This is a genomic window from Chachezhania sediminis (genome assembly GCF_009765275.1).
GTDB lineage: Bacteria > Pseudomonadota > Alphaproteobacteria > Rhodobacterales > Rhodobacteraceae > Chachezhania > Chachezhania sediminis.
This window is the reverse complement of the sequence record NZ_VOPH01000003.1, coordinates 813,312-832,624: the sequence shown is the minus strand read 5'-3', so window position 1 is coordinate 832,624 and position 19,313 is coordinate 813,312. Positions and strand designations below refer to the sequence as shown.

The 19,313-nt window shown below is 66.2% G+C and carries 20 protein-coding genes and 1 pseudogene; 10 read left to right on the top strand and 11 right to left on the bottom strand.

Annotation, left to right across the window (positions count from 1 at the left end; translation table 11 throughout):
• Nucleotides 1–86: 86 nt before the first annotated feature.
• On the bottom strand, nucleotides 87–485 hold the full coding sequence (locus FQK05_RS13305; RefSeq protein WP_158967472.1) for a VOC family protein: 399 nt from the start codon (nucleotides 483–485) through the stop codon (nucleotides 87–89).
• An 87-nt stretch (nucleotides 486–572) separates the two neighbouring features.
• On the opposite strand from FQK05_RS13305, the gene FQK05_RS13300 reads away from it, so the two are divergent.
• Both FQK05_RS13300 and FQK05_RS26605 read left to right on the top strand, forming a co-directional pair.
• A complete protein-coding gene (locus FQK05_RS13300) occupies nucleotides 573–1,280 on the top strand; it encodes a helix-turn-helix transcriptional regulator (RefSeq protein WP_158967470.1) in 708 nt (235 codons plus the stop codon).
• Nucleotides 1,281–1,383: 103 nt separating this feature from the next.
• A pseudogene (locus FQK05_RS26605) lies at nucleotides 1,384–1,551 on the top strand (IS5/IS1182 family transposase); the annotation flags it as partial.
• 172 nt (nucleotides 1,552–1,723) lie between these two features.
• On the opposite strand, the gene FQK05_RS13290 reads toward FQK05_RS26605, so the two are convergent.
• The 3 genes from FQK05_RS13290 to FQK05_RS13280 all read right to left on the bottom strand — a co-directional run bounded on the left by FQK05_RS13290 (nucleotide 1,724) and on the right by FQK05_RS13280 (nucleotide 3,977).
• A complete protein-coding gene (locus FQK05_RS13290; protein ID WP_233270495.1) occupies nucleotides 1,724–2,029 on the bottom strand; it encodes a hypothetical protein in 306 nt (101 codons plus the stop codon).
• Nucleotides 2,030–2,166: 137 nt separating this feature from the next.
• Complete coding sequence (locus FQK05_RS13285; protein ID WP_158967466.1) at nucleotides 2,167–2,598, bottom strand: DUF1641 domain-containing protein; 432 nt, start codon at nucleotides 2,596–2,598, stop codon at nucleotides 2,167–2,169.
• 29 nt (nucleotides 2,599–2,627) lie between these two features.
• Nucleotides 2,628–3,977 (bottom strand): NAD(P)/FAD-dependent oxidoreductase, encoded by a 1,350-nt coding sequence (locus tag FQK05_RS13280; RefSeq protein WP_233270494.1) that lies wholly within the window; start codon nucleotides 3,975–3,977, stop codon nucleotides 2,628–2,630.
• On the opposite strand from FQK05_RS13280, the gene FQK05_RS13275 reads away from it, so the two are divergent.
• Nucleotides 3,964–4,386: a helix-turn-helix domain-containing protein gene (locus FQK05_RS13275; protein ID WP_158967464.1), complete on the top strand. Its 423-nt coding sequence runs from the start codon at nucleotides 3,964–3,966 to the stop codon at nucleotides 4,384–4,386. The genes FQK05_RS13280 and FQK05_RS13275 overlap by 14 nt on opposite strands.
• A 96-nt stretch (nucleotides 4,387–4,482) precedes the next feature.
• Here FQK05_RS13275 and FQK05_RS13270 read toward each other — a convergent pair whose 3' ends face one another.
• Complete coding sequence (locus tag FQK05_RS13270; RefSeq protein ID WP_158967462.1) at nucleotides 4,483–5,376, bottom strand: LysR family transcriptional regulator; 894 nt, start codon at nucleotides 5,374–5,376, stop codon at nucleotides 4,483–4,485.
• A gap of 94 nt (nucleotides 5,377–5,470) precedes the next feature.
• Between FQK05_RS13270 and FQK05_RS13265 the strand changes: the two genes are divergently transcribed.
• The 3 genes from FQK05_RS13265 to FQK05_RS13255 all read left to right on the top strand — a co-directional run bounded on the left by FQK05_RS13265 (nucleotide 5,471) and on the right by FQK05_RS13255 (nucleotide 10,672).
• Nucleotides 5,471–7,021 (top strand): proton-conducting transporter transmembrane domain-containing protein, encoded by a 1,551-nt coding sequence (locus FQK05_RS13265; RefSeq protein WP_158967460.1) that lies wholly within the window; start codon nucleotides 5,471–5,473, stop codon nucleotides 7,019–7,021.
• A gap of 4 nt (nucleotides 7,022–7,025) precedes the next feature.
• Nucleotides 7,026–9,407 (top strand): YbcC family protein, encoded by a 2,382-nt coding sequence (locus tag FQK05_RS13260; protein ID WP_158967458.1) that lies wholly within the window; start codon nucleotides 7,026–7,028, stop codon nucleotides 9,405–9,407.
• 554 nt (nucleotides 9,408–9,961) lie between these two features.
• Nucleotides 9,962–10,672, top strand: a complete 711-nt coding sequence (locus tag FQK05_RS13255; protein ID WP_158967456.1) for a trypsin-like serine peptidase — start codon at nucleotides 9,962–9,964, stop codon at nucleotides 10,670–10,672.
• Here FQK05_RS13255 and FQK05_RS13250 read toward each other — a convergent pair.
• The 5 genes from FQK05_RS13250 to FQK05_RS13230 all read right to left on the bottom strand — a co-directional run bounded on the left by FQK05_RS13250 (nucleotide 10,669) and on the right by FQK05_RS13230 (nucleotide 15,607).
• Nucleotides 10,669–11,379, bottom strand: a complete 711-nt coding sequence (locus FQK05_RS13250; RefSeq protein WP_158967454.1) for a YoaK family protein — start codon at nucleotides 11,377–11,379, stop codon at nucleotides 10,669–10,671. The genes FQK05_RS13255 and FQK05_RS13250 overlap by 4 nt on opposite strands.
• Before the next feature lie 84 nt (nucleotides 11,380–11,463).
• Nucleotides 11,464–12,792: an aspartate aminotransferase family protein gene (locus FQK05_RS13245; RefSeq protein WP_158967452.1), complete on the bottom strand. Its 1,329-nt coding sequence runs from the start codon at nucleotides 12,790–12,792 to the stop codon at nucleotides 11,464–11,466.
• Between the two features lie 93 nt (nucleotides 12,793–12,885).
• Nucleotides 12,886–14,850 carry a MocR-like pyridoxine biosynthesis transcription factor PdxR gene (pdxR, locus tag FQK05_RS13240; protein WP_158967450.1) on the bottom strand — a complete coding sequence of 655 codons (1,965 nt, stop codon included), beginning with the start codon at nucleotides 14,848–14,850 and terminating at the stop codon, nucleotides 12,886–12,888.
• Complete coding sequence (locus FQK05_RS13235; protein WP_158967448.1) at nucleotides 14,847–15,071, bottom strand: hypothetical protein; 225 nt, start codon at nucleotides 15,069–15,071, stop codon at nucleotides 14,847–14,849. The genes pdxR and FQK05_RS13235 overlap by 4 nt, the downstream gene beginning before the upstream one ends.
• 5 nt (nucleotides 15,072–15,076) lie before the next feature.
• Nucleotides 15,077–15,607, bottom strand: a complete 531-nt coding sequence (locus tag FQK05_RS13230; protein WP_158967446.1) for a MarR family winged helix-turn-helix transcriptional regulator — start codon at nucleotides 15,605–15,607, stop codon at nucleotides 15,077–15,079.
• A gap of 423 nt (nucleotides 15,608–16,030) precedes the next feature.
• On the opposite strand from FQK05_RS13230, the gene FQK05_RS13225 reads away from it, so the two are divergent.
• Nucleotides 16,031–16,390, top strand: a complete 360-nt coding sequence (locus FQK05_RS13225; protein WP_199252657.1) for a RidA family protein — start codon at nucleotides 16,031–16,033, stop codon at nucleotides 16,388–16,390.
• A gap of 73 nt (nucleotides 16,391–16,463) precedes the next feature.
• On the opposite strand, the gene FQK05_RS13220 is transcribed toward FQK05_RS13225, so the two are convergent.
• The gene (locus tag FQK05_RS13220; RefSeq protein WP_158967444.1) at nucleotides 16,464–16,979 is read right to left on the bottom strand and encodes a DUF2478 domain-containing protein; all 516 of its coding nucleotides are present in this window, start codon (nucleotides 16,977–16,979) and stop codon (nucleotides 16,464–16,466) included.
• 120 nt (nucleotides 16,980–17,099) lie between these two features.
• Between FQK05_RS13220 and FQK05_RS13215 the strand changes: the two genes are divergently transcribed.
• From FQK05_RS13215 to FQK05_RS13205, 3 genes are all read left to right on the top strand, one after another.
• Entirely contained in the window at nucleotides 17,100–17,504 is a 405-nt protein-coding gene (locus FQK05_RS13215) for a PaaI family thioesterase (protein ID WP_158967442.1), read from the top strand.
• A gap of 83 nt (nucleotides 17,505–17,587) precedes the next feature.
• Nucleotides 17,588–18,250: a DNA-3-methyladenine glycosylase I gene (locus FQK05_RS13210; protein WP_158967440.1), complete on the top strand. Its 663-nt coding sequence runs from the start codon at nucleotides 17,588–17,590 to the stop codon at nucleotides 18,248–18,250.
• A gap of 139 nt (nucleotides 18,251–18,389) precedes the next feature.
• Entirely contained in the window at nucleotides 18,390–19,082 is a 693-nt protein-coding gene (locus FQK05_RS13205) for a hypothetical protein (protein WP_158967438.1), read from the top strand.
• The last annotated feature ends 231 nt before the right edge of the window (nucleotides 19,083–19,313 follow it).

Here is a 19,313-nt window from a genome sequence, read left to right as displayed (position 1 = left end):
AGGCCGATCACAATAGCCGCCTCGCAGCCGATGGCGAGCGCTGTGGAACTGCATCCGCGTTCGACCCGGACGTAGTTGCGGTGGCCCTAAGACCTTGAGCCAAATCGCGCCTTCGCGGCCTCGGTCTCCGGCATGTAGAGGCTTACCAGATTTCCCTCCGGGTCACGCAGTTGGAACGTCCGGTTTCCCCAGGGCAGAAGCTTCGGCGCATGGACGACATCCAGCGCCTTCAGGCGTGCGAAGTCCACGTCGATGTCCTCCACCTGAAGCTCGATGATAGACGTCCGGTTCGCCGCGGCCTCGGCACTGCCTTCCTGAAAGAGCGCCACGGTCTCTTCCGAGCCGATGGCTAGCGATGCGCCCGGCATCACGATCTCCGCGAAGACGGGTGCCAGCCAGTCGGCTTTCGCGCCCGTGACGGTTTCGTAGAAGGCCACAAGACCCCGGACATCCCGCGCGATGAGGCGGACGGAAGCAAGTTTCATCGTATATTCCTTTCCTGCCGGCGCTTGACCGGTCGCCAGCGCTTCTAGAGAGGTCCTGCTGACAACATTGTGGCAACAGGAAACCGGATGCGCAGCACCGACCGTCTTTTCCAGATCATCCAGATCCTGCGTCGCACGCCCCGCGCCGTTACGGCCGCCGCCATCGCGGAAGAACTCGAAGTGTCGCGTCGGACGGTCTACCGCGATATTGCCGATCTCATCGGACGCCGGGTCCCGATCCAGGGCACGGCCGGTTTCGGCTATACGCTCGACGATGATTACGAGATGCGCCCCCTGGCCCTCAGTCCGGCCGAGACCGAAGCGCTTGCCCTGGGCGCACAATGGGTGAGCCGTCACCCCGATCAGGCGGTGGCCCGTCTTGCATTGGACGCATTGTCGAAGATCCGGCTGTCTCTGCCCGAGTCCAGCCGCACGGTGCTGGAGCAGCCCGCATTGGGCGTGAAGTCGATTGCGACCGCCCCCGGGGCGACGCTCGATACCACTTGCCTCCGGGAGGCCATACGTCGATGGCGCGTGGTGACATTCAGCTACCGTGCGCTCGACGGGACAATCAGCCAGCGCAACGTCTGGCCGATCCTGATAGGCTACGAGGATACCCGCTGCCTGTTGATAGCCTGGTGCGAGGAAAGGGGTGCCCTCCGCCATTTCCGCCTGGAGCGCATGTCCCATACGGAGGTTCTCGAACGAAGGCCGACCAAAAGGAGGACGGATATGATGCGCCAGTGGCATGCCCAACAAGAAAGTGCGATGCAGGCTGGGGACCGCGAAGTGTAGCGTCTTAAAGTGTAGCGTCTTGATGGGGACCCCGGCGACACCGCCTCCTTGATCGAACGGCGCGCCGTTGATTCAATTCCCGCAATGGATGGGAGGATCGGCAATGATGGGACCGCGGCAGGAGGCACAACCGGGGCTGTTCTATGAGTGCTCGCTTGAGGGTCATGTCCCGCCAGACCACCTGCTGCGCTCCATCGACCGGTTCGTGGGTCTGTCCGGTATCCGCACCTGCCTTGCCGACTTCTACAGCCATGCCGGCCGCCCAGGCCTGTCCATCCAAGGCGGAATGCTGCCCGAACGCGGATGCACGCAAGATCACCCGGGAGGAACATGAAGATGGCCGGCAGGTCGCCCGGGAGATCGCCAAGACCCGCCAGTACGACATGCTGCTTTGCACCCAAGGATCGACGGCGCGGCGAAACCGGGTAGTGGCACCCACCAGTTCACCCCAGTTGCGTGAAGCCCTCTTCAATTGCTTCGAAGGGCAGCATGATCGAGCCAAACCGCGTCGGAAATCCGCGGGCAGCGGAAAAAATCGACAGTTCGTCCCATGGCGCGGCAAAGACCTGCTCCTGCCCCTGCAGCAGGTCCCAGAGTGCCGCCCCGGCCGCAGCCACTTCAGCCCGGCCCAGACCGACGGCGACTTCGGTGACCAGGCCCAGCGAGGCCATGCCCAAGGTGCAGGCCCGCGACCGCCAGCCAAGAGCGGTGATCCGGTCCCGCTCTCGCATCATGTCCAGGGTAATCATGCTGCCGCAAACCTGGCTTCTGCGGGAAACCGTAACATCCGGGTCCTTCAGCCGCCGGTCGGAACGCACCCGGGCAGCAAGCTCCCGGATGCGCGGTCTGTAGAGTGCGGCCAACTCCGCCTCATTCGTGGCCACGGTCAATCGACGTCGGGCTCGGGCGTCGTCTGGCGGCCCAGCACGGCGAGAAACTGCAGCGCAAAATGCAGCCCGCGCCGCACATCCTCGTCGCCCACCGCCCGCAGCAGGCCCAGCCGCGATGGCACCGGCGCGGTCGCCGCCTGATTGGCCGCGTAACGCGCCGCATTGCCAAGCGCCCACGCGGTGCTGGTGATGTCCTCATAAGCGGTCATCATCTTCTGGATCATGGCATCGTCCGCCATGTCCACACCATCCGAGGCAAGCGACATCAGATCGATGACATTGTGCAGGCGCCGGCCCTGGATCAGCGGTGCGAGCTTGTTGGCCAGATCGATCAGACCCTCCTCGGTCGCCGAGTCGGAGAAAGCGCTTTCCTGATTGATACGCTCGAGCAGCGGGGTTTCCGCGCCGTTTGCTGTGGGGTTCGCCATGGCGCCCTCCTGTTCTTAAGCTTGAGATCTCAGATGATGCCGCGCGCGACAGACCAATAGATGCCGCGGTTGAATGCCTTGCGCAGCAGTCCGCCGACCTTGGTCGGTGGTGTCGGATGCACATCCTCATCGTAGTTGTAGAAAAGCGGCATGCCCGCTTCCAATCCCATCTGCGCCACGGCCTGCACCTTGCCGTCATAGTGTTCGACGATCCGGCCCAGCCGCATATCCCCGGCGATATTGTTGACGATCACCGGGCACTGGTTGTGGCAGGAGCCGCCGGCCTTGGAGATCGGCAGATCGACCGTATCGCCCATCACATAGGCATTGGGATAGCCTTCGAGTTGCAGCGTATCCCGGTCGGTGGGCAGCCAGCCCTCGTTGTTCGCCGCCTGCGAAAGACCGCTGTTGATCACCGCGTCCACGGCGCGGATCGGCGGGGTCGACATCAGGATGTCGAATTCCTCTTCCTCGCCTTCGCTGGAAATGGCGACCTTGCGTTCCGGATCGACCTTGGCCAGCGTGAAGCTGCGTTTGTATTTGATGTCGCGCTCTTCAAAGATCGGCGGCAGGACAGAGCAGACCTCTTCCTGCATGAACAGGCAATTGCGCAGAAGCTGAGAAACGGTCGGGTAGGTATAGACGATCTCGATCTGGTCGCGCACACCCTTGCGGCGCAGATATTCATCGAGCATCAGCGTTGTTTCCATCGGCGCGATGCCGCATTGGTGCGGGACGTTCGGCGTTTCGGGGAAGTTCACGGTGACAAACACCCGACCCTTTTCAAGGGTCAGCAGTTTGTCCGAAAGCTTCCGGGCCGGTTCGTATTGATAGAAATAGTCTCCGCCTTCCTTCAGCCCCTCGATCCGTTCCGGCGCGGGCAGGCAGCCGGTGGAAACAACGATGTAATCGTAGCTGATCGTCTTGCCGCTGGCGGTCTTCACCTTGGAGCCCTTGAAATCGAAGGCTTCAACCTTGTCGAGCTGAAAGTCGATCTCGGGACGCAGAAGAGACTGCTGCTTCCGGCGCAGTTCGCCCTTAAAATACATGTCAAAGGCAACATACATGAACGCCGGCTTGTAATAGTGCCACGGATTGTCCGACAGCATGGTCACCTTGACCTTGCCGTTTGCGATCTCTCTGTAGAACTTGGTGACAAGGCTGTTTGCGGTCATCGTGCCGCCGATACCGCCACCGACCACGAGTATGTGCTTTTGCATGATCCCTCCCCCGGAATGCTGAAGTCCTCTGCCCGCCTCTGCGGCAGGCCTAGAACGAGGGATCCAGATACGAGCAGATTTGCCTTGCGGCCAAGCGCCAACCTTTCCATTTTGGAAAGCAGGAGCGCGTGAGAGGGGCCTGAACATGAGCGACGCCATCGACTCACTGCAAAGGCCCGACGCAGTGCGGGCGGCGGTTCAGGCACAGATCATCGAATGTCTCAACCGGTTTTACGCGATGGAATCGGGGATGTGGGGCAAGCCGCTCGACAGCCTGATAATCCGTACGGTGGTGCAGGGCCGAATGCAGGGGAAGCTCTATGATTTTTCGGCCCTGTCAGAGGTGCTCGACCTGCCGATCAGCACTCTACACCGCAAGATCAACAGCCTGGTCGAAAGCGGCTACCTGCGGCGCGAGCCAGTGGGAAAATCGATCTATATCGCCCCAACCGAGCGCACCTCGGTACGGTTCGATGAATCTTTCGAGGCGATGGTCACGACCCTGCGGCGGCTCTACCGGGGCGAATACAATTTCGACGATCCGCCGAACCTCTGCGAAGAGACGTGAGCGCCCCACCCCCAGAAAACTGGGCGCTGACGTTAGCCATGCCGGGCCTTCGGGACATGTCCGGCCGGGCGACATCGGCCATAGCTTCCGCCCCCGTCAGCCTGCGTCGGACGTCTCTGCCTTTCGCGCCTTGTCCAACAGGTCCGTGACGACGGGATTCGGAAACCGGCGCTGAAGGGTCACGGCGTAGAAATCCTCGCCGATATCGAGATCGAAGGGCGCGGTCACCAGCAGGCCGTCGCGCAGTTCGTCCGCCAGAACGACCGCAGGCGTAAGTGCAAGTCCCGCGTCCTCGCGGGCCAGAAGACGGATCATGGCCATGTCATCGACCTCGGCCGCCACCTGGGGGCGCAGCCCAAGCCGTGTGATCAGACTGTCGAAACCGGTCCGGATCGAACTGTCGGTCGGCAGGATGATGGGTTCTTCGCTCAGCATTTCTTCCAGCGTTGCGTGCCGCAGCCGGTGCGGCGTGCCGTGCAGCAGGACCTTCTGTTCGGCGACACGATGCGCAACGAATTTCGAGAACACGTCACGCGCGGGCGGTTCGGTTGTCAGGACCACGTCGAGCGCCATTGACTGCAACGCGTCGAACAGAACGCTCGCACTGCCTGACCGCAGCACGATCTCGACATCCATTCGGCCGATGACCGGTGCAAGGAACCCGATTTGAAAGTTGCGCGACAGCGTCGAAAGGGCGCCGATCCGTACCGCTTTCCGCCCGGTCGACGTCTGACGCAGCGTGGCTGCAAGTTCCTCGCCCGCCCCGAAAATCCGCTCCGAATAGTCGAGCGTGATATGCCCGACCTCGGTCAGCACAAGCTGCCGCCCTCGCCGCTCGAACAACTGGTGGCCGATCCGCGCTTCCAGCGTGCGGATCTGGGTCGAAAGCGCCGATTGCGAAACGTTCAAACGCTCTGCCGTGCGCGTAAGGTTCCCGTCCTTCGCGACCTCGTGGAAGTACCGCAGGTGATGATAGTTCATCTCTGACATCGTTCGATTAAACAGAACGATAATGCAAAAACAATGAATTTTTATTCACGTTTTGCCACCGCTACCTCTCCCCCGGAACGGAATGGAGGTTTCGATGACATATCTTCTGCTGCTGCCGCCGGCGTTTCTGATCGCCATCGGGGCAGATCTGCTTGTGCGCCCCGCGGAACGGGCCGGTGCGCGCCTGCGCGGGCCGGAACTGGCAGCACTTCTGGGTCTTCTTGCGACGGCGGGCGCGGCGGTTGCACTTGCCCTGTCCGGGCCGGCGACAAGTCCGCTTCTCGGTGTGGCGGGTATCGGTCTTTCGGCCCGCAACGACATCGTCAGTGTCGCCCTGGCATTGACCGTCGGCTTCGTAGGTTGGGTCGTACTGCGCTTTTCGCGGGTCGCGCTCGACGGCGAGGCGCGGCAGAGCCGGTTCATGGGCTGGATGAGCCTGACACTCGCCTTCGTGCTGGCGCTGGTGGTAGCGGGCAACCTGTTCCAGCTGGTGATCGCGTGGATCGCGGTCGGCACCGGCCTGCACCGGCTCTTGTTGTTTTACCCCGGGCGCCCCGGCGCGCAGCGGGCCGCGCGGAAGAAATTCCTGGGCGGGCTGGTCGCAAGCGGCGCCTTGCTGATCGCGGCGGGCCTGCTTGCCCACGGGTTCGGCACCACCGATATCGCGCGCATCCTTGCGGCCGCGCGCACCGGTCAGGGTCCGCAGACGCTCTGGCACGTGGCGGCTTTTCTGGGCGTCGCTGCGGTGTTCAAATCCGCGCTTGTCCCGACCCATGGCTGGCTGACCGAGGTGATGGAAGCCCCGACCCCTGTCTCGGCGCTGTTGCATGCAGGGGTGGTCAATGCCGGGGGCTTCCTGCTGATCCGCTTCGCGGATGTGATGCTTGCCGCACCCGGCGTCCTTGCGGTGCTGGCGCTGATTGGCGGGCTCAGCGCGCTTGTCGCCGCGACGGTGGCGACGACACAGGCCGCGGTGAAAACCTCGCTCGCCTGGTCCACCTGCGCGCAGATGAGCTTCATGGTGCTGCAATGCGGTCTGGCGCTGTTCCCGTTGGCCTTGCTCCATATCGTGGCGCATTCGCTCTACAAGGCGCATGCCTTCCTGTCCTCGGGCAGCGCGGTCGCGGCAGTGGCGCAGCAGCGCAGGCCGGGCCCTGTCGCGGTGCCCGGCGCGGGGGCGGTGCTGCGTGCCTTCCTGCTTGCGCTTGCGATCTACGGCGGGGCGCTGGCGCTTTCCGGGCTCTGGCACGAGCCGCCGCAGGCGCTCGCGTTGGGGGCGATCCTTGTCTTCGGCGTGGCCTACCTGATCGCGCAGGGACTGGCCGACGCCGCGCCCTGGCCCCTGTTCTGGCGCACGACGCTGATGTCCCTGGCCGCGACCCTTGGCTATTTCGCGCTGCACTGGGGGGCCAATGCGCTTTCGGCGGGCACCTTGCCGCCGCCGCCCGTAGCCGACCCGCTGATCTGGCTCGTGATGCTTCTGACGATCCTGGGCTTCGGTCTTGTGGCTTGGGCGCAGGCGACCTTCCCACTGTGGTCCGGCCACCCCGCTGCGGCAGGACTGCGCGTCCATCTGATGAACGGTCTCTACCTAAATGCGCTTACCGATCGGTTGATCGGACAGCCCCATCTTCGGAAAGGATAAGGCGATGAATTTTCATAGCTATCAATTCCCCGGCCCGACGCTGCAGCTCTTTGACGCCGCAGAACACGCGCTTGCGCAGATCCCGCCCGCCTTCGGGTTGGAGGCAACGGTGGCGGTGAACCCCTACCTGGGGCAGGTCGAACAGACCCGCCTTCAGGCCGCGGCCCGGCTGGCGCGGGCGGCAGGCGCCCGGACGACCGCGCCCCGCGAAGTGGTCGCCCGGTGGTACAAGGCCGGGCGGATCACGCCGCAGGACATCGCCGCCGCCGCCGTCCAGGCCGGGCTCGATCCCGACCGGGTGCAGGCGGCGCTGCACACTCCGTCGCCCGTATATCTGCCAGATCCGACGCTGGCCGATATCGCGACGGCCCGGACCGAGCAAGACTGGCCCGCGCTGATCCGAGACCGGGTCGGTCTGTGGGCTGCCGGGCATTTCGACAAGGGGCAAGCGCTCTGGCCCGCGCCTGGTGGGTCGGCCTTCACGGCCTGGAGGGCCTTCGCGCTTCGCGACCTGACGCCGGACCTGCACGGCCTGGGGGGCTTTTGCGTTTTCGCAGCGGGCCTGCCCACGGATGCGCGCGCGGCTTTCGCAGAACTCACGGGCAGGCTGGGTCTCGGCGCCGAGGCCGCGCCGTTCTACCTGCACCGGCTTGCGATGACCCTTGGCGGCTGGGTGCAATATGCGCGCGGGCTGGGCTGGGCCGACAGCCTGAAGGGCGAACGCAATGCGCTGAGCTTCGAAATGCTGGTGATCCGGCTGGCATGGGAGGTCGCATTGCTCGACCGTTTCGGGGACCAGCTCGCCGCGCCCTGGGTTCAAGCGCTGAAAGATCATGCCGCGCCATTGGAACCGGGTCTCGACCTGCGCATCGACCTGGCCCTTCAGGAGGCCATGGACCGGGCCGAGGAACGGGTGCTGGCGGACAAGCTTGCCGCCGCGGGCAATCGGGCCGGGACGCCCCCGCCCGACATTCAGGCGGTCTTCTGCATCGACGTGCGGTCCGAGCCGTTCCGGCGGGCGCTCGAAGCGGTCGATCCGGGGGTGCAAACGCGCGGCTTCGCCGGGTTCTTCGGCCTGCCCATCGCGCATCGCGGACTGGCTTCGGACCAGTTAGAGGCACGCGCGCCGGTGCTGCTGGAAACGTCGCTCGAGTCGCAGGTCGCGGTAAGCGGCGCGGCTGACCGGGCAGAGCGGATCGCCCGGCGCGCAGTCCGCGCATGGGGCCGGTTCAAGCTGGCCGCGGTGTCGTCCTTCGCTTTCGTCGAGGCGGCCGGGCCGCTGTACCTGGGCAAGCTGTTCGGCGCGGCGATGGCACAGGGCTCCGCCCCGCACCCCGAACCCATGCCAGCGCTCGATCTGCCGCCGGCAGAACGGGTGGCACTGGCGGGTCGGGTCCTTCGGGCGATGTCGCTCACGTCCGATTTCGCGCCGCTGTTGCTGATCGCAGCGCACGCCGCCCGGGTCACCAACGCCCCCCATGCAAGCGCATTGCAATGCGGCGCCTGTGGCGGCCATTCCGGCGATGTCAATGCGCGGCTTCTGGCGGGACTGCTCAACGATCCCGAGGTGCGCGAGGGGCTCTCGCGGACAGGCATCGCCATCCCGCCGAAGACGCGGTTCCTGGCGGGGCTGCATGACACCGTCAGCGACGACCTGCACCTTTTCGCCGAAGGGACCGGCGCCGTGCCACCGGCGCATCTGGCGCGCCTGCAGGCGGCGCTTGCCAAGGCAGGCGAGATTGCGCGGACGGCCCGGGCGCAGAGCCTGCCCCGTGCGGATGCGGGAACGGGTCTGCCCCGGCGCGGCAAGGACTGGTCCGAGCTGCGTTCCGAATGGGGTCTGGCGGGATGCCGGTCATTCATTGTCGCGCCAAGGCATCGCAGTGCGGGCTGCGATCTGCGGGGGCGGGCCTTCCTGCACGACTACGATTGGCGGCAGGATGCAGGCTTTGGCACGCTGGAGCTGATCCTGACCGCGCCTGCCGTCGTCACCAGCTGGATCGCGCTGCAATATCACGGCTCTGCAACCGCGCCCGAGGTGTTCGGGGCAGGCAACAAGCTGTTGCACAACGTCGTGGGCGGATTCGGCGTTTTCGAAGGCAATGGAGGCGACCTGAAGGTCGGGCTGCCGATGCAGTCGCTTCACGACGGAGAACGGCTCTACCACGATCCGTTGCGGCTCTCGGTTGTGGTCGCAGCCCCGACCGAGGCGATTTCCGACGTACTGCAGCGTCATCCGCAGCTGAAGGCCCTGTTCGAAAACGGCTGGCTGTCGCTCCATGTCATGGACGACGCAGGCCGGATCTCTGCACGCTACACGGACGGGGCCTGGGTTGCCTCGCTCCCCGGGATGGACCGTTCCACCGGTATCGGTCAGGCCGCCTGATACCGCGCCGCTTTGCAGTAAGGCGCCATCATGGCGAAGATGCGGACCAGAGAGGCGGGTTACCAGCCGCCTCTTCACCCCGTTTTGGGTGTCGCCAAGCGTAGCGCAAGGAACAGATGTCGATGCGCACGGTACACTCGCCGCCAAGATCGTGCAGGGACGCACAAAATGGTCGTGCCCGGGATGGACAGCGCCGGGCCCACCGCGACCTGCGCCAGCGCCTCGTCGGCAGGCCAAATGTGGCCAGCACGCCGATGCCAGGCACCCGACAGGGTCCAGCCCGGGCTGCGGGTGGGCCGAATGCACAGAGTGTCGCTGGAACGCCATGCAGGCGTCGCACATGGTTTCGATCAACCGATCCCGCGCGACCGCAGCCGGCGTCTGCGTGCGGTTCACTTCGTCCACCTTGACCCACCGCCGCCCGCGCCCATCTCGCGGCGCGGATCTGTTCGCGACCGATCCCCCTGCCCGATGGCCGAACCGGTTGCCGGACCGTGGGTCGGGACCCTAGGGTTGGGGTTCGCCACATCCTTTCCCCGCCCGCGACGGTCCCGATGCTGCTTCGCCTTGCCCTGTGCCTGCTCCTCTCTGCCCCGGCAGCCCGGGCCCAGCAGGCAGAGCTTCTGCCCGCAGCCGAGCAGCCTGCCTGGAACGCCATCGGCCGGGTGAACCAGGCGGAATACCGAAGCCGCCGGATGTGTACCGGCACGCTGATCGCCGCCGACCTTGTCCTGACGGCCGCGCATTGCCTGTTCCGCAACGGAGTGCCCGCCCGGCCCGAGGATATTCATTTCGTCGCCGGCTGGCGCAGCGGCGACTATGCCGCCCACAGCGTTGCGGCCGAGCTTCTGGTCGATCCCGAGTTCGAGCCCGACGCACCGGCATCGGCCGCCCGGGCCCGCAGGGATGTGGGCTTCATGCGGCTGGCCGAACCGATAGCCGCGGACGTCGTGGTCCCGCTGCCGCTGGCCACCCTACCCCAAGATGATCCGGCGCTGGCCCTGATCGGCTATCGGCGCGACCGGGCCCAGGCCCTGTCGCGGCAAATCCCGTGCCATGTCACGGCGCGGGATGCCGGCCTGATCGGGCTGGATTGCCCGGTGATCCCCGGAACCTCCGGCGCGCCGGTGCTGTGGGAAACGCCCGACGGATGGCGGGTCGTGGCGCTCGTCTCGACCGCGACGCCAAGCGGCGCGGCGACGCAGGCGCTGGCCCCGCTGGTGCCATCGGCCGATCCGGCCACGACATGGGCCAGGCGGCCTTAGCGGCCGGTCCGGTCGCCTGCATAGACGCGGCGCAGCTCCGGCACGGCCAGCGCGACCAACAGGGCCGCGACCAGAAGAAAGATGGTCGGGCCGATCCGTTCATAGCCCCAGACCCCGGCCAAGCCGCCGCCGAAGAAAGCCGCCAGCGTCGCCACATGCAGCAGAAGCTTTGACCGCAGCGCGGGCTGGTGCCGGCCCTGGCCCAGCAGCTGGGCCAATTCGATCCCGATATCCGTGGCAATGCCCGACACGTGGCTGGTCCGGACCCGCGCATCCGAAATCCGGGTCGTCGCCGCGTTCTGCAGGCCCATCACGAAGCTGAGGCCCACCATCATGACGCGGCCCGTGATCTCGATCGGCAGGGCCATGTCCAGCGCGGCCAGGATCACCAGCAACAGCGCCTCGGCCAGGATCGAGAAGGCATAGATGCCGCGGATCCGGCGGGCCTGCCCGGCCTCGACCAAGAGAGCCGACACGAAGGCGCCGAAGATGAAGGCCAGCACAAGGCTTGCAAACCACAGCGCCACGCCCAGCCGGCCGATGGCCAGCATGTCCGACAGGGTCGAGACATTACCGGTCATGTTGGCCGAGAAATAGCCCAGCGCCCGGAACCCGGCCGCATTCACTGCGCCCGCGACCAGCGACAGCCAGACCGCCAGCCGCAGGTCGATGGCGACGGTCCTGTCCTGCCCGACATTGATCAGCATGCTGCGCCCTCCGTTCCGTCGTCGGGGGCCAACATGCCCGGGGGCCGCCCCCAAATGCCAGTGCGAAGTGCGCGGCGGCCGGCCTCAGCGCGCCTCCAGGTCCGCGAAACTTTGCGCGAAGGCGTCGATCACCGGGTCCACATCTGCCATCGACAGGCACAGCGGCGGCACCATCCGCAGAATGTTCTTGTCATTACCGGATTTCGACAGGACCAGCCCGTGTTCCCGGGTGCGTTCGAAGACAAAGGCCGTCTCCGCCGGTGCGGGGTCCTTTGTGGTGCGGTCCTTGACCAGTTCCACCGCCTGCATGAAACCCCGGCCCCGCACGTCGCCGATGACCGGGAAGCGCTGTTGCAGGTCCAGAAGGCCGTCATGCAGTTTTGCCCCCACCTCGCGGGCATTGGCGATCAGGTCTTCGTCCTTGATGATCTGCAAGACCGCACGTCCTGCGGCGCAGGCCGCAGGGTTGGCGCCGTAGGTGTGGAACAGGAACTTGCCGTCCATCGCCTCGGCCACCTCGCGTTTGGCGATGACGGCGCCCAGCGGGATGCCGTTGCCGATGCCCTTGGCCAGGACCATGATGTCGGGGACGACATCGTGCGCCTCGAAGCACCACATCGCGTCGCCGGTCTTGCCGAAGCCCGACTGCACCTCGTCCACGATGGCCAGCCCGCCATGGGCGCGGACATGTTCGAAGGCGCCCCTCATGTAACCCTCGGGCATCGGGACGATGCCGCCATAACCCTGAACGGGTTCGATGATCATGCCGGCCAGTCGGCCGCTGGTGGTGTGTCGGATCACGCGGTCCAACTCGTCCAGATAGGGCTGCGTGCCTGGCCCGAAAGCACCGCGATACTGGTTCGGTTCCGCCGCAAAGGAGATATTCGACAGCTGCCCCGTGTTGTGACGGAAATTCATGACCCCGGTCACGGCCTGCGCGCCATAGGTCGCGCCGTGATAGGAATTGCGCAGCGCGATCATGTCCATGTTCCCGGTGGCCAGCCGCGCCATCATCAGCGCCAGGTCGATGGCCTCGGTCCCCGAATTGGTGAAATGGACCACCCAGTCGTGGCCTTCTGGCATGGTCTGCGCCAGTTCCTCGGCGAAATGGGCGGGCACCGGGTGATAGAACATCGTCGTGCAATGGGTGAGTTCGGCGACCTGTTCCTGCACCGCCTTGACGACCCGTGGATGGGCGTGCCCGACCGAGATGCAGAGGTTCATGCCCAGCAGGTCGATCAGCCGGTTGTCGAGTTCGTCCCAGACATATTGCCCCTGCCCGCGCTTGATGATCAGCGGCTTTTCGTAGGGCACGAAGGCCCGCTGGGTCGCTGCAAAGTACCGGTCCCGCCTGGCGACGATCTCGTCCGTCGACCACGTCACCGGCAACGGTGTCTCTGTCTGCTGGTCCATGTCCTGCCCCCTGCTTGCTGTCTTGTCCGGGCGCAGGCTAGGCCCGGGCTCGGCCGTTGCGAAGGGACAGATCCAGTCAACAAGGTGGACAGTTCAGATCAGCGCCCGCAGCTCCCCGGCCACCAGTGCGATGCCCGGGTCGATGTCGTTGCTGCGCAGCGCCCCGAAGCTGAGACGAAAGCGGCCGCGGGCCCGGGCCGGGTCGATGAAGAACGGTGTGCCTTTGTCGATCAGGACGCCCCGCGCGCGCAGCCGGGCCTGCAGCCGGTCGGTGTCCAGCCGGTCCGGACCTTCGATCCAGAAGGACGACCCGCCCTGCCCCGCGCCCATGGGCAGGTCCGGCATATGGGTGGCCAGCGCCGCGCGCATCGTTTCCCACCGGCGGCGGAACCGCCGGTGCAGGCCGCGCAGATGGGCGTCCTGATGGCCCAGCGCCAGGAAATGCGCCATCGCGTCCTGAAGCAGCGCCGCCGGGTTCCGCATCATCGCCCGCCGGATCGCCGTTGCCTCGCGGATGATCCGCCGGTCCGCCACGATGTACCCAAGCCGCAGCCCGGGCGAGAGCGCCTTGGAGAGCGAGCCGACATAGACCGCGGTCCCCGAAGGCGACAGCACCCGGATCGGCGGCAACGCGTCCTTCAGGAAGTTGCGTTCCGATTCGTAGTCGTCCTCGATCACGATCATCTGCCGCTTCACCGCCAGATCGATCAGCGCCCTGCGCCGTTCCAGGCTCATGGTGACGGTCGTCGGGAACTGGTGGCTGGGCGTGACATAGACCATGCGGCAGCCGTCTGGGATCCGGTCGACCTGCATTCCGTCGCTGTCCAGCGGCACGGGGCACAGGCGGTGGCCGGTCAGCGCGAAGGCATTGCGCGCCTCGGGATAGCCCGGATCCTCGATCGCGACCTGTGCGCCGGGGCCGCCGAAGAGCGTGCCCAGGATATAGAGCCCGTTCTGCGCACCGGCGGTGATCAGGATCTCGTCCGGCGCCGCGCGGATGCCGCGATAGCCCAGCAGGCGCTGACGCAGTTGGTCGACCAGCAGCGCGCTGTCCGCGCCGCCGCCGTCCCCGGCCCACAGCGGAAGGCGGTTCGCGTTCAGGGCCAGCCGCATGCATTCCCGCCAGGCCTGGATCGGAAAGGTACCGGTGTCGATCTGGCTGTAGATGAACGGGTACTTGTAACGGCTCCAGTCCGCGGGCGTGTCGATCCTGGGCAATTGCGAGGGCAGCGGGCGCCCTTCCAGCGCGGGGATCGGGGTCGGTTCGACCGCCGCGTCGTCCGGCGGCAAGTTCAAAGGCGCGGCCTCCGGATCCACCACATAGCCGCTGCGGTCCTTCGCCCGGATCAGGCCGCGATCGACCAGGCTGGCATAGGCCTGGAACACGGTACTGCGCGAGACGTTCAGTTGTCCCGACATCTCGCGGCAGGACGGCAGCGCCTGCCCCGGGCCCAGCGCCCCGTCGGCAATGGCGCGGCCGATGACGTCGCAGATCTGATCCCTGAGCGACAGGGGAGAGCTTTCGGGAAGATGGAACCGATGACCGACCATCTGTCCACCATCGGCGCGCGGTCTGTCCCGCGCAAGCGGCGAACAGGGGGCGACGCCAAGACGTTCCTCCAGTGTGCGGATCGTGTCTGCCATCATCGGGCCCACGACGTCCTGCAGATCCTGTTCCGCCACCTGATGGGCCGGACCGCCGACGTTCAGCCCATAGATCCCACGCTCGTCCCGCACCGCCGGCCCCGCGCACAGACTGGTGCGGACGGCGATATCGGCCATGTGGTCCCGTGCGACCTGCCGCATATCGACCGCCGCCAGCGCCCGATGGCCAGGGGCAAGCGTCTTGCCGCCGATCTCGCAGGTGTTGAAGCGCAGGTTGACGACCAGATAGCCCAGTTCGGTCGGCATGAAGGTCGGGCACGACACAGTGGGCTTCGGGAGACCCGTCCACTGCGACAGTTCCTGATTGCCCGGGTGCCGGTCGCCGACCCTGAAGACCGCCAGGATCTCCGGCCCGCAGGCGAAAAACCGGATCTCGGCGCACCCGCGTGTCATGCGGCACGCGGCCGGCCCCGCACCACGGTATCGCCAAGGCGCCAGGCCTTCAGCACCGTCTTGACCGCCTCGGCCGGGTCAGGCGCGCGGTCCGGCGGCTTTCCCGTGATCTTCGCGGATTTGGCGCCGACGACGCAGGGCGAAAGGATCCTGATCCTTAAAGCCTGCCATCCTGCCGCGGCCGCTGCCCAGCAGGCCTGCGACAGCGGCCGTCGGGTCATTTGGATCACCGTGCTTGGGATGCGGCCATCAGATACTGCGCCAGGACCAGCGCCTTGTCCGATCCTTCGCGGATCTTCCCCGCCATCCGACACAGGGCCACGAAATCCTCGCGGTCCAGCCCGTCGAAGATCTGGTCGTTGACTTCGGCCAGGATGGGTGAGGTCCGGGCGAGTTTATCCCGCGTCAGGGCGGTCAGTGCCAGCCGCACCCGGCGGCGGTCCCTGGGGTCCGGCGTCTTGGACAGAAGGCCCGCCTGCACCAGCTTGCCCACCTCGATCGTGATGAAGGCCCCGGACTGGCCCAGCTGTTCGGCCACGTCCTTCACGGCAACATCGCCGAACCGTTCCAGATGCGCCACTGTCTGAAGGATGGTCCACTGCCCGCCGGTCAGGCCCAGCTGGTTGCCCATCACGGCACGGATCCCTTCCAGCCGGGCATGGATGGTAAAGATGTTGTGCAGCATGGTTCGGAAATCGTCATCGCTGCCGTCAACGATGAAGTCCGGGTTCCGGACCGTCAGCACCTTGCCCGTCATCGCTGTTTCCGCCCGTTCAGGTCTGCGCAAAGTTGTCTCGTTGTCGGTCCAGTTAGTGCCCGCCCCGTCACCTGGCAAGGTGCCGGCGCGCTATCGGCCCTCTTCCGCCTTTCCAGACAGGCGGACGGCAAACGGAAACGGGGCGCCGAGGCCCGCCCCGCGCTCTTCCCCGTCCCCACCGATCCGGCCGACCGCCGCCGGGCCCCGAGGTCACGGCCGGCCCGCCGGCATGGGCGCCGTCACATTCCCGATCGCCCCCGATCGCCGCGGGACCCGCGGGTGCGACCCTTGCTCCCGGGGCCTTGCGCTGGCGCCTCTGGCACGCGATTGTCCGGCCCGCACACTCTTCCCTCCGGTCGAGGTTTCGTATCCCTGTTCCGGATCCGGGGCCGCGGCACGGTCATCTGCTGTAAAGGACCCCCCATGCCCATCCATGTCTCCCCCGGCCCGATCATGTCCCAGGCCGTAGTCCACAACGGCGTCGCCCACCTGGCAGGCCAGGTCGCCATGGACAACCAGTCCGGGGATTTCGCCACCCAGACGAAAGAGGTCTTTGCCCGCATCGACAAGATCCTGGCAGATCTGCGCAGCGACCGCACCCAGATGCTGTCGGCGACGATCTACCTGACCGATCTGGCGGATTTCCCCGAGATGAACAAGCTCTGGGCCGAATGGCTGGACGGCGCGACGCCGCCGGCACGTGCCACGGTCAACGCGGCGCTGGTGCTGCCGGGCCTGAAGATCGAAATCGTGGTCGTGGCCGAAGTTCCGGAAGCCGGGTAACCCCTGCCTGCCTGCGGCAGCAGCCGGCCCGCAGGCCGCGCGCCGGATGCGCCCGGGCTTTCCCGAAAACGGTTCAGGCCGCGTCGGCCCGAACCTCTCCCAGCCAGGCCCTCAGGGCCTCCGGGTCCGCGTCCAGCCTGCGCCCCATGTCGCCGGCGAATGCCGCAAAGGCCTCGGCATTGCCGGGGTTTACGGCCGTCAGCACCGGGATGCCGCGGGCCAGTGCCTCGGCGATCACCGGGCGGAAGCCGCGACCGCCCGCTTCATGCTTGCCGAACTTGTTGACGATCAGAAGATCCGGCAACGGTCCGGTCGCCAGCCGCTGTTCCACCTCGGCCACCGCCTGTTCCAGCGCCTCCGGGTCAAGCCGGCACCCCCGCGATCCCGCGCCCAGCGATTGCGAGATCCGGATCACCGGCCCGTCGGGCAGCACCACCGCATCCATGTCGCACAACTCGCTGTCCGCGCAGGCCACGTTGTCCTGTACGATCCCCGCCAGACGCAGCCCGCGCGCCGCAGCCTCTGTCGCGAAGGCCGCCAGGCACTTGTCCGCCGCGCCCTTGTCCCCGCCTGTCACATATCCCAGCATTGGCCACTTCTCCGTCCTGATGGCGGCAGGATGGTGCACCGCCGCGCCCTGATCAACCCGGCTCGACGCCGCGTTCCGGCCGCTCTAACCTCGCCCGAAAGAACCGAGGGAGGATCGATCATGACGCCGGCAGATGCGCAACAGCTGCTTCAGGACTATTTCGCCGACTGGGTGCGCGCGCTGAAGCCCGAAGTGACCGCCACATCGCCCGAGGAAGTCACCGTCAGGATGCCCCTTGGCCCCCACCTTGCCCGTGTGGGCGGCATCGTCTCGGGCCAGGCCCTTGCCGCCTTGGCCGACACATCGATGGTCCTGGCCGCCTGCGCCCATGCCGGGGGCTTCAGACCCTTCGCCACGACCGACCTGCACACACAGTTCCTGCGCCCCGGCACCGGCACGGCGATCCTCTGCCGCGCCCTCGTCGTCCGCGCCGGCAAGGCGCTGGTCTTCGCCCGGGCCGAGATGACGGAAGAAGACAGCGGCAAGCTGGTCGCCACCGCGACCGCCACCTTCTTCGCCCCCTGATTGAGTCTTGATTGAACTCTTGCCGGGCGCACCGCGCCGGGCCAAAGTGAACAAAAGGAAAACATCTGGACGGGGATTCGCCCATGCGCAGCTTCGACGAGATCTTTGCCATTGCCGCCGACCGCCACGGCGGCCCACAGGCGCTGGAGACGAAGCTGGCCCGCCCCTTGTCCGGGGCCGAGCTGGAACAGATCCCTGCAGATCGCTGGCTGGCGCAGATGACGCGTTCGATCTTTCAGGCCGGGTTTTCCTGGAAGGTCATCGAACAGAAATGGCCTGGCTTCGAAGCCGCCTTCGAAGGCTTCGACATCGGCCGGTGCGCGATGATGGACGACGACTGGTTCGACCGGTTGGTTGCGGACGACCAGATCGTGCGGAACGGCAAGAAGATCGCGACGGTGCGCGAAAATGCCGTGTTCCTGTCCGGCCTCAGTGACCAGGGCGGCGCAGGCAAGGTCCTTGGGCTCTGGCCCTCGACCGATTTCATCGGGCTGATGGATCTTCTGAAGACCAGGGCGTCCCACATGGGCGGGACTAGCGCGCAATACGCAATGCGGATGATGGGGCGGGATGCCTTCGTCTTGTCGACCGACGTGACCCAGCGGCTGATCGTCGAAGGCGTGATCGACAAGCCCGCCACGTCCAGGACCGCGCTGCGCGCCGTGCAGGGCGCCTTCAACACCTGGATGGACCAGTCGGGCCGGTCGCTTTCGGAAATCAGCGGGACACTGGCGCGCAGCCTCTGACAGCGACCTTGCCACGGGCACCTGCCCGGCGTCGGGCAGGACCTTCCGTCCCCGCACCCGGGCCGCGATCTTTGACAATCGCGCCAGGGGCTTGCCTGCCCCCTACCCGCAGCCGCGAAAGCGGGCTAGCGTGCGCCTCATGTCGATCCCGCGTGTGTTCCTTCTGGCGCTTCTGGCGTTGACCGTTTCCAGTTGCGGCCGCCCCCTGACGCCGTCGGAAAAGGCTTTCGCGACCTCTCTCTACGGCGATCAGCTGAACACGAAGCGCGTGCGGCTGGCCACCGGGGCGCCGGTCGATTCGGTCACCTTCCGCCGCCCGCCGCGGCCGCGTGTGACCTGCCGCGAACGGATCTTCCCGCCGCCCACCAGCGACATCGTCACGACCTCGCCTGCGGCGGTGACGCTGTTCAACAAGGTGCTCTTTGCCGACACCTGGTATCTGCCGAACTACATGCCCGACTATCCCAACCGGATGTACCTGGTCGAGGCTATGCTCTTCGGGCACGAGATGGTCCATGTCTGGCAATGGCAAAACCGCAAGCGCACCGGCTATCACCCGCTGAAGGCGGCAATGGAACATCAGGAATCTTCCGACCCGTATCTCTTCGACGTGGCCAGCGACGAGGGCTTCCTGTCATTCGGTTACGAACAGCAGGGGGCCATCGTCGAGGAATACATCTGCTGCAGCGCCATCGACCCGAAGGGCAAGCGCACGAAACGCCTGCACGAGATGCTGGCCGGCGCTTTCCCGGTGTCGGACCTGCCGCAAAGCCGGCAGTCGGATGTCTACCTGCCGTGGAAGGAAGCCGACCTGAAAGGCATCTGCGACTGACCGAAAGCGGGGTACACTGCTGCCGTCCGATCCGCCGGCAGCATATGTCACGCCTGTTTCCCGTGTGATCCGCGCATACCGCCACCGCCTGATCCACAGCCATTGCCCCGCCCTCTTGTACAGGCTGCAAAGGTTGCACCGCCAAACCGGGCGTCGGGCCCGCACCCCCGGCGAGACAAAAGATGCGGAAGGCATCCGACGGGGCAACGCGGAACCGTAGGATCGCGGCCT

What these genes read in the sequence shown, in the direction of transcription:
- FQK05_RS13250 (WP_158967454.1), bottom strand. Translation starts at nt 11,379, where the DNA reads ATGCTGATCAATGTCGGGCAGGACAGGACCGTCGCCATCGACCTGCGG.
- FQK05_RS13215 (WP_158967442.1), top strand. Translation starts at nt 17,100, where the DNA reads ATGACGCCGGCAGATGCGCAACAGCTGCTTCAGGACTATTTCGCCGAC.
- FQK05_RS13265 (WP_158967460.1), top strand. Translation starts at nt 5,471, where the DNA reads ATGACATATCTTCTGCTGCTGCCGCCGGCGTTTCTGATCGCCATCGGG.
- FQK05_RS13235 (WP_158967448.1), bottom strand. Translation starts at nt 15,071, where the DNA reads ATGACCCGACGGCCGCTGTCGCAGGCCTGCTGGGCAGCGGCCGCGGCA.
- FQK05_RS13255 (WP_158967456.1), top strand. Translation starts at nt 9,962, where the DNA reads ATGCTGCTTCGCCTTGCCCTGTGCCTGCTCCTCTCTGCCCCGGCAGCC.
- FQK05_RS13260 (WP_158967458.1), top strand. Translation starts at nt 7,026, where the DNA reads ATGAATTTTCATAGCTATCAATTCCCCGGCCCGACGCTGCAGCTCTTT.
- pdxR (WP_158967450.1), bottom strand. Translation starts at nt 14,850, where the DNA reads ATGACACGCGGGTGCGCCGAGATCCGGTTTTTCGCCTGCGGGCCGGAG.
- FQK05_RS13280 (WP_233270494.1), bottom strand. Translation starts at nt 3,977, where the DNA reads ATGGCGTCGCTCATGTTCAGGCCCCTCTCACGCGCTCCTGCTTTCCAA.
- FQK05_RS13225 (WP_199252657.1), top strand. Translation starts at nt 16,031, where the DNA reads ATGCCCATCCATGTCTCCCCCGGCCCGATCATGTCCCAGGCCGTAGTC.
- FQK05_RS13300 (WP_158967470.1), top strand. Translation starts at nt 573, where the DNA reads ATGCGCAGCACCGACCGTCTTTTCCAGATCATCCAGATCCTGCGTCGC.
- FQK05_RS13205 (WP_158967438.1), top strand. Translation starts at nt 18,390, where the DNA reads ATGTCGATCCCGCGTGTGTTCCTTCTGGCGCTTCTGGCGTTGACCGTT.
- FQK05_RS13305 (WP_158967472.1), bottom strand. Translation starts at nt 485, where the DNA reads ATGAAACTTGCTTCCGTCCGCCTCATCGCGCGGGATGTCCGGGGTCTT.
- FQK05_RS13210 (WP_158967440.1), top strand. Translation starts at nt 17,588, where the DNA reads ATGCGCAGCTTCGACGAGATCTTTGCCATTGCCGCCGACCGCCACGGC.
- FQK05_RS13220 (WP_158967444.1), bottom strand. Translation starts at nt 16,979, where the DNA reads ATGCTGGGATATGTGACAGGCGGGGACAAGGGCGCGGCGGACAAGTGC.
- FQK05_RS13245 (WP_158967452.1), bottom strand. Translation starts at nt 12,792, where the DNA reads ATGGACCAGCAGACAGAGACACCGTTGCCGGTGACGTGGTCGACGGAC.
- FQK05_RS13270 (WP_158967462.1), bottom strand. Translation starts at nt 5,376, where the DNA reads ATGTCAGAGATGAACTATCATCACCTGCGGTACTTCCACGAGGTCGCG.
- FQK05_RS13285 (WP_158967466.1), bottom strand. Translation starts at nt 2,598, where the DNA reads ATGGCGAACCCCACAGCAAACGGCGCGGAAACCCCGCTGCTCGAGCGT.
- FQK05_RS13230 (WP_158967446.1), bottom strand. Translation starts at nt 15,607, where the DNA reads ATGACGGGCAAGGTGCTGACGGTCCGGAACCCGGACTTCATCGTTGAC.
- FQK05_RS13275 (WP_158967464.1), top strand. Translation starts at nt 3,964, where the DNA reads ATGAGCGACGCCATCGACTCACTGCAAAGGCCCGACGCAGTGCGGGCG.
- FQK05_RS13290 (WP_233270495.1), bottom strand. Translation starts at nt 2,029, where the DNA reads ATGATTACCCTGGACATGATGCGAGAGCGGGACCGGATCACCGCTCTT.